Here is a 12,884-nt window from a genome sequence, read left to right as displayed (position 1 = left end):
TAATGGATGTGAGAATCAGGTTAGCAGACCCTTCAACGCTATTTCTCGAATTTCCACCTCCCTCTTTAAGCGTCGAGATCCAGCTGCACGCACTCCGCACCGAGAGCCGCCTTAATGTCTTCAATCATCTCGTCTGGCACCTCTTGCTCGACGCGAAGAATGAGAACGGCGTCGCTTGGTGTCTTGCCCTGCGTCAGTGCAGCCGCCACGATGTTGATCCCGGCGGCCCCCAGCTTGGTGCCCACCGTACCGAGCGCACCGGGGGCGTCATCGTAGCTAAAGAAGAGGTTGCGGCCCGTTGCCCGCATGTCGACGCCACGAGCATTGATGCGGATGATCTTCTCCACGCCATCGATGCCCGTGATGGCGCCGGTCAGCTGGGAGGTCGAGCCATCCGCGCCAATCACCATCACCACGAGCGAGGAACGCTGCCCCTTCGATTCAGCCTGGGTCCGCACGTCCACCTCGACACCGCGCGCATGTGCAATCTGCATGGCGTTGACAAAGGTCACAGGCTCGTCGACGACGCCACTGAACAAGCCGCGCACAGCCGAAAGGCCCAGCGCCGAGACGTCCTCGTTAGCGAGTTCACCGCGCGCCTCTACCTCGATGGCAACCGGCGCCTGGCCCAGCAATTTTCCTGCGGCAAGCCCCAGCTTTCGTGCGAGATCCAGCCAACCGGCCACTTCCTCGCCCACGTGTCCCGCGGACACGTTAACTGCATCGGCAACGAATTCGCCGGAGAGCGCCTTTAGAACAGAGGCCGCCACATCCGTACCTGCTCGGTCTTGCGCTTCCACCGTCGAGGCGCCTAGGTGCGGCGAAGCGGTCACCTGCGGCAGCTGAAATAATGGCGAATCAGTGCACGGCTCGGTTTCGAATACATCGAATCCTGCTCCCCTATGCCTGCCCGCCTTAATGGATTCCGCCAGCGCAGCCTCATCCACAAGACCACCGCGTGCGGCGTTGATAAGGATTTGCCCCTCCTTCGCCTTAGCAAGCAGCTCCGCGTCGAACATCCCCGCGGTTTCCTTCGTCTTAGGCAAGTGAATAGTTACGAAGTCAGCACGGCGCATAAGCTCCTCAAGCTCCACGAGCTCGACTCCCAAAGCGGCAGCACGCGCTGGATTGGCATAAGGATCATGGGCGATGATGGTGGTTTCAAAAGCCTTCAAGCGCTGGGCAAACAGTTGGCCAATGTGTCCAAAGCCGACGATTCCGACGGTCTTGCCGTAGATCTCCACACCCTTGAACGAGGAGCGCTTCCATTCGCCGTCGCGCAAGGACTTATCGGCTGCAGGAATTTGCCGGGCGGTAGCAAGCAGCAGGGCAATCGCCTGCTCGCAGGCACTGTGAATATTGCTGGTTGGCGCGTTGACCACCATGACGCCACGCTCGGTGGCAGCAGGGATATCAACGTTGTCGAGCCCCACGCCCGCACGCCCGACAATCTTGAGGCGCCGAGCTGCGGCGAGCACTTCGGCGTCGACTTGCGTGGCGGAACGCACGAGCAAGGCATCCGCTTCCGGCACCGCAGCGAGCAGCTCGGCGCGGTTTGGCCCATCGACCCAGCGGACTTCCACCCCGTCTCCCAATGCTGCAACGGTGGACTGGGCAAGCTTATCGGCGATTAATACGACCGGCTTCGACATGACTTCCTTAGTTAGGTTGTATTGGGCAAACGCATGAACTGTGTATACGTTGCAAGGAAGTGTAGTTTATTCTTGCCAGCCTTGAGCGATTTTCTCGCTAAATTCTTTCGGTTGACCGAATTCGGGGCCGAGGGCCACTACCGGCCCGTTTTCGAGACCGATAACCATGGCCGCGCCTACCTTGGTTGCCGTGGGATCCGGGTCCGGCATCAGCAGAATGCTGCCGCCATATGCGTTGGCGTTGGCAACATTGACCAGCGGAGTCTGCGCCGTGGCAACGATGTTCGGCGCCATCTGCCCGTCCCTGCGGGTCTGGCCAGGAATAGCCGGCATCTTCTCGTGGGTTATCTCCTGCGGCAGCGGCTGCCATGCTGCCTTCAGCTCGAAGCGGTCGTTTGCATCCAGTCTCGCTACTTCCTCGACCATGCGTGCAGGATTCGCGATCACCTTCGAGGTAAATGAATAGGCTGTGTATTCTCCCAGCGCCTTAGTGTTTCCCGGGTCATGGACAAATTGATGCTCGTGCTCATGGCCCGGATGGAAAGTATCGGCGAAGGGAACATCACCCACCGTAACCACGAGCCCAGCTCCGATGTCGTCAACCAAGCGTAGAATCTCGCTGCGGTTGGAATCGTCGTAGACCACCATCGGCGCACGTTGCGCGATGGCAATTGAAGCCGAACGCAGTTTTGCCGCGTCGGAATTTTCCGCCACGAACAAGGTATGCGACTTATTAAAGAAAAGTCGCGCTGATTCGATGCCCCATTCGTCCTGGACCACCGTCACTTTGTCGACGAACTTCGGGTCGATAAGTCGGTTCGTGTTCTCCGCATGCGCGCGGGTTAGATCGATGTCCTCGTCAGCCATTCTCGCCAACGCAGGCGTGACAAGCTTTTCCCCACGCCCGATGTCAGAGCATGCATAAAGCGTGGGAAGCATCAGCGCGGTTAACGACGCCGCGAGGACCTTCTTAACGCCCAAAAGCTCGCGGGCCTTCCTCGCCGCCAGAGAGGTTGGCTTCATCAACGTCGCGGATTACCTCCTTGTCGAGCGCATATTCAACGATGCCGACGAAGCGTTCACGTCGATCCACGAAGAATTGCTCGGCCTTGGTCGAACGGAAAAGGTCAATATTGAGCTCGTGCGAGGAAAGTACGGCGTCGAACTCGGCATCTTCCATGATCGACTTGGACTGTACACGCGGCAGGTAGCGCTCCGGCGCATAGCCATCTAGAACTACCTCGGTGCGCTTGCCCATCGGCGTGCGGTTCAAAACGGAATTGGCAAGAACGTCACTGATGCCATGACGCTTGCACCAGTTCAGCGGGAAGACCGGATAAAAACCCGGCTTGAGCTCCTCGAAAGTCTTGCGACTAAATTCGGTGCCGGTGCGCCAATCGCGTGCGCCGCGGGCCATGAGCAGCGCATATAGACCGTGCCAAACTCCGTCGTGCTCGCCCACCGAAAGCAGGCGGGACTCGCGGAACGAAGCATCTTTCACGGTCTTCGGCATCTCCTCGGTATCGCCAGCAACCCAGGCGGTGACCTCGTCGACGTCGCGTGCCGCGCGCAGCATAACTGCTGAAGAGCCATAAAGCTCACCAAATACGCCACTCCAGAACCAACGGTTTAAACGGTCCCAGGACTTCTTATCCGCCAAGACGCCCCGACGACCGGCCAGGCGAGCCAGAATTACGGCCAACGGAATGATCTGCTCGTTATAAGGCACCTGCTCCAGGCTCAAGATGCAGCGATCCGCCAAGAACTCTGCGACCTCGCGGAAGGTGATGCGCAATGTTGCCGAGGCATTCTTATACTCGTCCAGTGACAGCTGCAGGATATCCTCACGCTGCCCGCCGGCCGCTCCCTTCTGCCCAGAAACATAAAGCGAGACCGCAGAAAGAAACTCGGTGCGCCCAATTCCGTCAAGCGCCGCGCACTTGCGCAGATCGGCCTCGACAAGCGCCCAATCATCCGCCAAATGGAACTTTGGATCCTCAGAAGCAAAGACTGCGGTGAGCAAATCGAATACGTCCATCTGTAGGCCGGCGGAGTTTGCCTGCGCAAAGATTGAGCCGATGCCCGCCTGCGCTGTCTCGCGGGAAAGACGAATCATCGGAACGTTATAGCCAGAAAGCGGACGCAGGATGCGGTTGTTAAAGGCCGCGACAACCTCTCGGTTGATGCCGTCGCCGACTGCAGCCAGCTCGAAGAGCATGCTGGTGCCCTCTTCGCTCAGCAGCGCCGATACCGGAATGCAGCAAGCACCTAGCGCAGATTCACGGTCCACGATGGCGCCTTCGATAGCCGGCGCAAAGTGGGAGCAAACCTCACCGCGCTCATCGACGGCGAAGACCGCTTCATCCGGCATAACTTCATGCGAGATGGCCTTGCGCAAGTCCAAGTAGAAGGTGCGGGTTACCTTCTTCGAACGGAAGTCGGTAGTGGCAACCGAGCCGTTGCCGCGGAAGCAATGATAGAGCGTGGTCAGACGCTGTTGACCATCCAACAATAAAAGTCCCGGGTTGACGCCGGTATCGGGAGCGCCCGCAAGCGCCCGGGGCTGGAAGCGCATCGTTTCGTTGCGCGTATCCAGCGCCATGAGCGCGCCTATGGGATATCCACGTAACACCGTGACGATGAGGGAACGGATGCGATCCTCGTCCCAGGAATATGAGCGCTGAAAGTCCGGAAGCTGAATATCGCCGCGGTCAATGCGTGCGAAGAGGTCGTTGAGGTCGTAGCTTGGCGTCGTAAAACCCATAACTTCGACAGTACCCTCGCTCACACGGCATTGCCCGTCCAGAAATATATCTCACATATTCGCAATCATTCAGACATCAAAGCCACACCGATGGCGTTCTAGAACCCGCCCTGCGCCGGCGTCTGCACCCAGCTCATGAGCTCACGCAGCTTCGTACCGGTCTCCTCCACTGGGTGCTGGGCAACCTTGGCGCGCATATCTTCCAGTTCCTTGTTGCCGCCTTCAACGTTCGCGACCAAGCGTCGCACAAAGGTGCCGTTCTGAATGTCAGTCAGCACATCCTTCATGCGTGCCTTCACGGAAGCGTCGATGATGCGAGGACCCGCCAGGAAACCGCCAAACTCAGCCGTATCAGAAATGGAATGATTCATGGCGCTCAGGCCACCTTCGTAAATGAGGTCCACGATGAGCTTGATCTCGTGCAGGACTTCAAAATAAGCCATTTCCGGCTCGTAGCCAGCCTCAGTCAGCGTCTCGAAGCCATACATAATTAACTGCTCGAGGGAGCCACACAGAACCGCCTGCTCGCCGAAGAGATCGGTTTCGGTCTCGGCCTTAAACGTCGTTGGAATGACGCCGGCACGAGCACCGCCAATAGCGGCAGCGTAGGAAAGCGTCAGATCGCGGCCTTCCCCACGCGGGTCCTGCTGCGTTGCAATCAAGCAAGGCACGCCCTTGCCGTCGATAAACTGGCGGCGCACCAGATGGCCCGGCCCCTTCGGCGCAACCATGCCGACCGTGATGGACTCATCCGGCTTGATGAGACCGAAGTGAATATTGAGTCCGTGACCGAAGAAGATCGCGTTGCCAGGCTCCAGGTTGGGTGCAATATCCTCGGCAAAAATCTGCGCTTGCGAGGTATCCGGAGCAAGCAGCATGACGATGTCGGCCCACCTAGCGGCCTCAGCGTTGCTCATGACCTGGAAGCCAGCTTCTTTCGCCTGCACTCGGGATGCGGACTCCTCGCGCAGGCCGATAACAACCTCCACGCCGGAGTCGCGCAGGTTCTGCGCATGCGCATGGCCTTGAGAGCCATAACCAATGACGGCAACTTTTCGATTCTGGATAATGGACAGGTCAGCGTCGGCTTCGTAAAAAGTCTCGATTGCCATTTCTTTAATTCCTTACTGTGTCAATGGTGGGTGTGGAACCTAAGTCCACTTGTACCACACTGTGAGATTGAATGTTCGTGTTGTGAGATTCTTATTTGGAGGGGGCCAGCGTCTTAGGCCCACGCCCCAGCGCCACGTGGCCAGACTGCGCTAGTTCCCGGATACCGAACGGCTCCAAGACGTCGAGCAATGCTCGTAGCTTACCCGGCGTACCGGTTGCCTCGATGACAACTGACTCTTGCGCGACGTCGACTATGCGGGCCCTAAAAATATTCACTGCATCCACAACCTGCGGGCGGTTCGTGTTGTCAGCATTGACCTTCACCAGCATGATCGCGCGGGCGATGCTTGCCTCTTCTTCCAGCTCCACCACCTTGAGAACCGGCACGATCTTATTCAGCTGCTTGGTCACCTGCTCGATAACGACGTCGCAGGCATCGACCACGATGGTAAGCCGGTTAATCCCCTCCACTTCGGTGCGCGCCGAGACGAGGGAAACTAAGCTGTAGCCGCGCCTGGTGAACATACCGGTCACGCGCGAGACTATTCCCTCAATGTCCTGACCAATACCGACAGGGTATGGCGAGTAACTTCATTCGTTGCTACCTGACTCACTTTTCTTCCCCGGCTTTCTCAAACAATGGGCGCAGTCCCCGCGCGTATTCAATTTGTTCATTGGATGCGCCACCGCCAATCATGGGCCACACTTGCGCATCGTGCCCCACGATGAAGTCGATGACCACCGGCCGGTCAGTTATCTCCCGCGCCCTGCGTATGGCAGGTGCCATCTCTTCCGGAGTGGTCACCCGAATCGCTTCGCATCCAAGAGCCTTGGCCAGTTGGACAAAATCCGGCAGATACTCGTCAGGCTCGCGCAGCTTGGTGTGCGAGTAGTTCCGGTCATAGAAAAGGGTCTACCATTGGCGCACCATACCCAGGTTGCCGTTGTTTATGACGGCCACCTTAAATGGCAGCCCCTCGATGGCGGCAGTGACCAATTCCTGGTTGGTCATCTGAAAGCATCCATCACCATCAATTGCCCACACCTCTTTATCTGGACAGGCAGCCTTTGCCCCCAGCGCCGCGGGGACGGAATAGCCCATCGTTCCCGCGCCACCAGAATTCAGCCAGGTACGTGGATGCTCAAAGTCAATAAACTGAGCCGACCACATCTGATGCTGACCAACTCCCGAGCAGTAAATGGCTCCAGGTCCAACAAGTTCGCTGAGTTGCTCAATCACATATTGCGGATTCATCGCCCCATCCGGGGTCGGCTCGTAGCCACGCGGGAACTGCTCGCGCAGCCCCGCCAGATAACTCATCCACTCCCCAATCTCGGGCACGGCTAATTGATCGTCCCGAACGAAAGCCTGCCGCAACTGGATCAGCACCTCTTTAGCATCGCCAACGATGGGTACCTCGGCCGCACGAATCTTGCCTATTTCGGCTGGATCAATATCAGCGTGGATCACCTGCGCACGCGGAGCAAAGGTTGCCACTTCTCCCGTAACTCGATCATCAAAGCGCGCACCGACCGCTATCAGAAGATCCGCTCGTTGCAGGGCGGCAACCGCAGATACAGTTCCGTGCATACCGGGCATACCGAAAAATTGCGGGTGCGTAGACGGGAATGTTCCCAAGGCCATGAGGGTAGTAACCACGGGGATACCAGTAAGCTCCGCAAACTCCCTTAGCTCCTGCGCAGCATTAGCCTTGATTACGCCACCGCCGACATACAGCACCGGCGCCTTCGCCGAAGCAATCAGCTGGGCGGCCTGCGCAATCTGCCGCGGGTGTGGAATGGTGTTGGGCTTGTATCCTGGCAGATCAATTTCCGGCGGAAACTTGTACGCCACCCGCGCATTTTGCACGTCCTTAGGGATATCAACCAGCACCGGACCAGGCCGGCCTGTGGACGCCAAATGAAAGGCCGCAGCAATGGCAGTGGGGATCTCCTGCGGATCGGTGACGATGAAGTTGTGCTTGGTAGTCGGCATCGTCACGCCCCTGATATCCGCTTCCTGAAAGGCGTCGGTGCCAAGGAGCCCAGTGCCCACCTGCCCCGTAATGGCCACCACCGGCACGGAGTCAAGGTTGGCGTCGGCAAGCGGCGTCACCAAGTTAGTCGCCCCAGGGCCAGACGTTGCGATCATGACGCCCGCCTTCCCTGAAGCTTGTGCATATCCCTCAGCGGCATGACCCGCACCCTGTTCATGACGCGTGAGCACGTGCCGCAGCTTCGCAGAACGGTTCAGCGCATCGTAGAGTGGCAGAACTGCGCCGCCTGGGATACCCAAAACAATCTCAGTACCAAGATCCTCTAGGGTCCGAACAATGGCCTCAGCGCCACTTAGCGTTGCCGGTTTCCCCTGCAATGCAGAGGCTACCGTTGCCGGTGTCGGCATTTTTGTAGCAGCCACTTCTAAAACGCTCCTTTTACTTGGTCTCGGTATCTTTTGAGTTTTCTCCCCAATGGGTGGCGAGGAGTCTTTAAGCTTTCAGCGCCCAGGGTGCGGCGACGAGGCTTACAAGCTGACCAGAAATAACAAAAGCCCTCGTTCCAACTGCCTGGTAGGTAGTTGGCGAGGGCGTTTGCTTTTCGACGTCGCTAAAGAAGTTGCTCGGCGACTCGATGCGGCAAACGCCGCGCCGGTACTACTAGCTGAAGTCGAATAATGATCATGGCAATTACTATACACATACAGGTATTCAGAATATGGCGAATACCCCCATTTTTGGGATGTGCATCCCATAAAATGGGATTGTTCTGGTGAGGCGGTTTACACAGCACTATCCATGTGAATTAGCATAGGCAGCTATGACGCCATCTCACCCACGGAAAGCTGACTCCGAATCTACCGCGGACGCCCAGGCCACCCATGCCCAGGCAAAGGTATTCACACCCGCCCGCGACCACATCTTAGGAATTATCTTCCTCTCCGCCATCGCTTTGCTCAGCATCGGTTGGGCCCCAAAATACCTGGGATGGCTGCTCATCATCCCCATCCTCGGAATCTGGTGGGTTCTCAAGTCTCGCACCCGCGTGAGCGAAAAAGGCATCGCCATTAGCTACGCGTTCAAAGGCTCCAAGACCATCCCTTGGGAAGAGTTCTCTGGTATCGGCTTCCAGCGTGCACACGCCTTTGCGCGCACGAAGTCGGGCAAGCAGTACTCCCTTCCCGGCATCACCTTCAATTCTCTGCCTGAGCTTTCTAAGGCCTCGCGTGGTCGCATTCCCGACGCCCTGACTGCCGGGCGCGAGGCGGCCGACGAGAAAGTCGTGGTGGTCCACCGCGACGGCCAACAAGTCTTGATGAGCAAAGAAGAGTACGCCCGCCATCTAGCAAAGCACCCGGAGCTCAGGAAAGACGCTGGTCACACTAAGAAGTAAGGATGACCCACTCCCCATGTATCCGCTGCGCTCTAAAGTTACAACCGTAGGCAGGCAAGCCTCTGGCGCCAGAGCGCTCTGGCGCGCAACCGGCACCCAAGAACATGAGTTCGGCAAACCCATCGTGGCGATCGCAAACTCCTATACACAGTTTGTGCCCGGACACGTTCACCTTAAAAACGTCGGCGACATCGTAGCGGATGCAATCCGCGCCACTGGTGGCGTGCCCAAGGAATTCAACACCATCGCAGTTGATGACGGCATCGCCATGGGCCACGGAGGCATGCTCTACTCCCTGCCTTCGCGCGAGATCATCTCCGATTCCATCGAGTACATGGCCAACGCGCATACTGCCGACGCCTTGGTATGCATCTCCAATTGCGACAAAATCACCCCGGGCATGCTCAATGCCGCGCTTCGTCTCAATATCCCCACCATCTTCGTCTCCGGTGGCCCGATGGAGGCAGGCAAAGCAGTCGTCGTCGATGGCATTGCGCACGCACCGACGGATCTCATCACCGCCATCACCGCCTCGGCATCCGAGGCAGTATCAGACTCCGACCTACGTACCATCGAGGAATCCGCGTGCCCGACGTGCGGCTCGTGCTCTGGCATGTTCACCGCCAACTCGATGAATTGCCTTACCGAGACTTTGGGTCTCGCGTTGCCCGGAAATGGCACCACTCTGGCAACCCACACCGCGCGCAAGGAGCTCTTTACAAAGGCAGGCACCACCATCGTCGACATGTGTCGCCGCTATTACGGTGAAGAGGACGATTCCGTGCTGCCGCGCGCCATCGCAACGAAGGAAGCCTTTAGCAACGCCATGGCACTCGACATGGCCATGGGCGGGTCCACCAACACCATCCTCCACACCTTGGCCGCAGCGCAGGAGGGCGAGGTGGACTTCACTTTGGAGGACATCAACGAGATCTCCTACCGCGTACCGTGCCTGTCCAAGGTCGCGCCTAACGGCACCTACCACATCGAGGACGTACACCGCGCCGGCGGCATCCCCGCCATCCTTGGTGAGCTGCGTCGCGCTGGCCACCTCAACCTGAAGGTGCACACCGCGCTCTACGACAACGCTGAACAGTGGTTGGACGACTGGGACATCCGTAACGACAAGGCTCTGGACAAGGCCCGCGAGCTCTTCTACGCCGCACCGGGTGGCGTGCGCACCACCGAGCCCTTCTCCCAATCAAATCGCTGGTCTGAGCTCGACACCGATCAGGTAAACGGCTGCATTCACGACGCCGCGCACGCATTTTCTGCAGACGGTGGCCTCGTGGTCCTGCGCGGCAACCTCGCTCCGAATGGCGCCATCGTCAAGGCAGCGGGTGTCGAGGAAGAACTGTGGAAGTTCAGCGGCCCGGCCCGCGTGGTGGAGTCTCAAGAAGAAGCCGTCTCCATCATCCTGCGCCGCGAGATCAAGGCTGGCGATGTCATCGTCATCCGCTACGAAGGCCCCTCCGGTGGCCCCGGCATGCAGGAGATGCTGCACCCAACGTCCTTCCTCAAGGGCTCGGGTCTCGGCAAGGCATGCGCGCTGATTACCGACGGTCGCTTTTCTGGCGGCACCTCCGGACTCTCCATCGGACACATCTCCCCGGAGGCCGCGCACGGTGGACTCATCGGCTTGGTCGAAGATGGCGATCAGATTTCCATCGACGTCCACGCGCGCAAGCTCACTCTGGACATTGATGAGGCGGAAATTGAGCGCCGTCGCCAAGCGCAGCTGTCCCGCGAAAAGCCCTGGACGCCCGTCTCCCGCAATCGCCCCGTCACCAAGGCACTGCGCGCCTACGCGGCGATGGCCACCTCGGCCGACCGCGGCGCAGTCCGCGTGGTCGATGGACACGTGAATTAGCCCAAATCATCACACTAACTTCGCCCATGCGCCACGTCCTACGCAGCGCATGGGCGAAAGTGTCCTATTGTTGATTCCGATGAAATCCGCGAATACTACGACTGCATCGGCGGCCAAATGGGCGCTGACCCTCTTCGGACTAATTGCCGGAACCATTGGAATGGTCAAGCACACGCGTATGACCGATTTCCCCATCGACATGGTGATCTACCGCGAAGGCGTCAAGGCATACATCGAGGGACGTTCGCTCTACTCCGAGCCAATGATGGCCGGTGACATTGCGCTGCCTTTTATCTACCCACCTTTCGGCGCGCTCGCGATGGTACCGCTTACTGCGCCCGACTGGATCACCCACGATCTAGCCGGCGACATCATGAACGTCCTGTCAGACCTGCTGCTTCTGGTCTGCCTCTATTTTGTATTCCGCGCGATTTTAAAGCGTCAAGACCTGTTGCTTCCCGTCGTTGCGCTGTGTTGGGCGGCTACCCTGGCATTTGAGCCGATTCGCCTCAACAATGGCTTTGCCCAGGTCAACATCGTGGTGATGGCATTGGTCGTCCTCGATCTGGTGCCCCGCAAGCGTTTTCTGCCGCAGGGCATCCTCATCGGCTTGGCTGCCGCCATCAAGATTACTCCGCTGGCGATGCTCCTTTATTTCTTGCTGCGCAAAGAACTGAAGCCGATCTTCGTTGCGATCGGCACAGCAACCGCGGCCACCCTCATCGCCGGCGCAGTGCGCTGGCAGGCCTTCGAGGAGTTTTTCACCTCTAAGCTGCTCGACATGGGCTCCGGCGCGGATTTCGGCGTGGCCACGGATTACCAGTCCAATAGCTCGCTCAAGGCGGTGGTCCAGCGCCTTTATACCTCCACGGAGGCAATGGAAAACAACAGCACCCTGATCAACCTCATCTGGTTGGTCGGCTCCCTCGCGGTGGTTGTGATTGGCGCACGCCTTATCCTGGCTCTTTTGAAACGCAACATGCTTGTCGACGCCCAGTTGGTCACCGCCCTCGTCATGCTGCTGATTTCCCCTGTCTCGTGGTCACACCACTGGGTCTGGCTGGCGCTTATCATCCCGGTCTTTACCTACCGCGCATGGACTTGGCGCAACCACACCTGGGTTGCGGGCTTTCTCCTCGCGGTAATGACGGCGTGGATCGCCATGGTTGTATCCGTCCCGCCGAAGTGGTGGTTCGGCGATTCCATCGACGTTCACAGCCAGCCCTACTATCAGAAGTTCTTGGTCGACGACTTCGTCTGGCTCACCTTCATCGCAGTAGCGCTCTTTGCCTACTGCCTGCGCTACGTCGCGGCTTCGCCTGCCATCTCGCGCAGAGCCGCCAAATGATTTGCAAAGGCCTCGCGGCCTTCGGCAGTCAGCATCACCCACACGGCGTCCTTCGACCGCGAGGAACCATATTCTCTAAAGCGGCTGACCAACCCTGCCTCTTCTAGCGTATTCAACTGCTTGGACAGCGTGGCGTCGGAAAGCCCCGTCTCATCACGCAGCGAGGAAAAGCGCATCTCCATGCGCATCGTGGCATCCGCCGCGCCATAAGCATTGAGCGTGGCGCAAATCTTAAAGCGGTTAATCGGGTGAATCACCGGATGAAGCTCAGGCATTGCCCACTGCTCGCTTCTGCAAATCCAGCGCACCGCTTTGCAGTGCCCAAAAAGCTCCGCACGCCCAGGCCGCGGCCACAACGACCACCGCAACGACATTGCCCTTAATGAACGGGTTGAAAAGTATCGGGCTTAGCATAATGAACGTGCCCAACCAATAGCGCTTATCCGCCTTGGGCTGGTTGAAGGGATCTTGGCGCAGAGCGGGGCGCGTCTTCTTTTTACGCTCCACAACAATCGCAATGGCGCATATTACGACCAGAAAGACCACTAAAAAGACTGTCGAGGGCGCTCCTTTTGGGAGAAGATTCATCGCGACGAGCGAACCGGCTCCAAAAATCGCAATCAGAAAATAGAGAAAAGTTTGTTTGCGGTTCGCCCGCGCGCTTACCTGCGTCTCGAAGTGCAAAGCTTCGAGAACGTCATCGGAGTTCTGCTTGTTTTCCATATAAGAAACTATGACACTTTCCAT

The 12,884-nt window shown here is 58.3% G+C and carries 9 protein-coding genes and 2 pseudogenes; 3 read left to right on the top strand and 8 right to left on the bottom strand.

Features of this window, described 5'->3' with window-relative positions:
• Positions 1 to 65: 65 nt before the first annotated feature.
• From serA to HMPREF3158_RS09860, 6 genes and pseudogenes are all read right to left on the bottom strand, one after another.
• Positions 66 to 1,652: a phosphoglycerate dehydrogenase gene (gene serA, locus HMPREF3158_RS09885; protein ID WP_070498374.1), complete on the bottom strand. Its 1,587-nt coding sequence runs from the start codon at positions 1,650 to 1,652 to the stop codon at positions 66 to 68.
• A gap of 66 nt (positions 1,653 to 1,718) precedes the next feature.
• Positions 1,719 to 2,675: a hypothetical protein gene (locus HMPREF3158_RS09880; protein WP_070498372.1), complete on the bottom strand. Its 957-nt coding sequence runs from the start codon at positions 2,673 to 2,675 to the stop codon at positions 1,719 to 1,721.
• Positions 2,623 to 4,416: a GmrSD restriction endonuclease domain-containing protein gene (locus HMPREF3158_RS09875; RefSeq protein WP_070432880.1), complete on the bottom strand. Its 1,794-nt coding sequence runs from the start codon at positions 4,414 to 4,416 to the stop codon at positions 2,623 to 2,625. Before HMPREF3158_RS09875 ends, HMPREF3158_RS09880 begins: the two co-directional genes overlap by 53 nt.
• A gap of 98 nt (positions 4,417 to 4,514) precedes the next feature.
• Positions 4,515 to 5,528 carry a ketol-acid reductoisomerase gene (gene ilvC, locus HMPREF3158_RS09870; protein WP_070456135.1) on the bottom strand — a complete coding sequence of 338 codons (1,014 nt, stop codon included), beginning with the start codon at positions 5,526 to 5,528 and terminating at the stop codon, positions 4,515 to 4,517.
• A 91-nt stretch (positions 5,529 to 5,619) separates the two neighbouring features.
• Positions 5,620 to 6,143: pseudogene (gene ilvN, locus HMPREF3158_RS09865) on the bottom strand (acetolactate synthase small subunit).
• Positions 6,140 to 7,933: pseudogene (locus HMPREF3158_RS09860) on the bottom strand (acetolactate synthase large subunit). Before HMPREF3158_RS09860 ends, ilvN begins: the two co-directional pseudogenes overlap by 4 nt.
• A gap of 413 nt (positions 7,934 to 8,346) precedes the next feature.
• On the opposite strand from HMPREF3158_RS09860, the gene HMPREF3158_RS09855 reads away from it, so the two are divergent.
• The 3 genes from HMPREF3158_RS09855 (at position 8,347) to HMPREF3158_RS09845 (ending at position 12,137) form a co-directional block, all read left to right on the top strand.
• On the top strand, positions 8,347 to 8,919 hold the full coding sequence (locus HMPREF3158_RS09855; protein WP_070498371.1) for a PH domain-containing protein: 573 nt from the start codon (positions 8,347 to 8,349) through the stop codon (positions 8,917 to 8,919).
• Positions 8,920 to 8,935: 16 nt separating this feature from the next.
• A complete protein-coding gene (gene ilvD / locus HMPREF3158_RS09850; RefSeq protein ID WP_070498369.1) occupies positions 8,936 to 10,789 on the top strand; it encodes a dihydroxy-acid dehydratase in 1,854 nt (617 codons plus the stop codon).
• 79 nt (positions 10,790 to 10,868) lie between these two features.
• Positions 10,869 to 12,137: a glycosyltransferase family 87 protein gene (locus HMPREF3158_RS09845; protein WP_070498367.1), complete on the top strand. Its 1,269-nt coding sequence runs from the start codon at positions 10,869 to 10,871 to the stop codon at positions 12,135 to 12,137.
• Here the strand turns inward: HMPREF3158_RS09845 and HMPREF3158_RS09840 are convergent.
• Together HMPREF3158_RS09840 and HMPREF3158_RS09835 are read right to left on the bottom strand one after the other, a co-directional pair.
• A complete protein-coding gene (locus tag HMPREF3158_RS09840) occupies positions 12,092 to 12,412 on the bottom strand; it encodes a transcriptional regulator (protein ID WP_061922111.1) in 321 nt (106 codons plus the stop codon). The genes HMPREF3158_RS09845 and HMPREF3158_RS09840 overlap by 46 nt on opposite strands.
• Complete coding sequence (locus tag HMPREF3158_RS09835) at positions 12,405 to 12,860, bottom strand: hypothetical protein (protein WP_070498366.1); 456 nt, start codon at positions 12,858 to 12,860, stop codon at positions 12,405 to 12,407. Before HMPREF3158_RS09835 ends, HMPREF3158_RS09840 begins: the two co-directional genes overlap by 8 nt.
• Positions 12,861 to 12,884: the final 24 nt, after the last annotated feature.

It is taken from the genome of Corynebacterium sp. HMSC06G04 (assembly GCF_001807365.1).
In the GTDB taxonomy this organism is placed as follows: domain Bacteria; phylum Actinomycetota; class Actinomycetes; order Mycobacteriales; family Mycobacteriaceae; genus Corynebacterium; species Corynebacterium simulans.
This window is presented reverse-complemented; position numbering and strand designations above follow the sequence as displayed.

Excerpts from the sequence above, each read along its gene's own strand:
- serA (WP_070498374.1), bottom strand. The coding sequence starts at position 1,652 with ATGTCGAAGCCGGTCGTATTAATCGCCGATAAGCTTGCCCAGTCCACC.
- HMPREF3158_RS09835 (WP_070498366.1), bottom strand. The coding sequence starts at position 12,860 with ATGGAAAACAAGCAGAACTCCGATGACGTTCTCGAAGCTTTGCACTTC.
- ilvC (WP_070456135.1), bottom strand. The coding sequence starts at position 5,528 with ATGGCAATCGAGACTTTTTACGAAGCCGACGCTGACCTGTCCATTATC.
- HMPREF3158_RS09875 (WP_070432880.1), bottom strand. The coding sequence starts at position 4,416 with ATGGGTTTTACGACGCCAAGCTACGACCTCAACGACCTCTTCGCACGC.
- HMPREF3158_RS09840 (WP_061922111.1), bottom strand. The coding sequence starts at position 12,412 with ATGCCTGAGCTTCATCCGGTGATTCACCCGATTAACCGCTTTAAGATT.
- ilvD (WP_070498369.1), top strand. The coding sequence starts at position 8,936 with ATGTATCCGCTGCGCTCTAAAGTTACAACCGTAGGCAGGCAAGCCTCT.
- HMPREF3158_RS09880 (WP_070498372.1), bottom strand. The coding sequence starts at position 2,675 with ATGAAGCCAACCTCTCTGGCGGCGAGGAAGGCCCGCGAGCTTTTGGGC.
- HMPREF3158_RS09845 (WP_070498367.1), top strand. The coding sequence starts at position 10,869 with ATGAAATCCGCGAATACTACGACTGCATCGGCGGCCAAATGGGCGCTG.
- HMPREF3158_RS09855 (WP_070498371.1), top strand. The coding sequence starts at position 8,347 with ATGACGCCATCTCACCCACGGAAAGCTGACTCCGAATCTACCGCGGAC.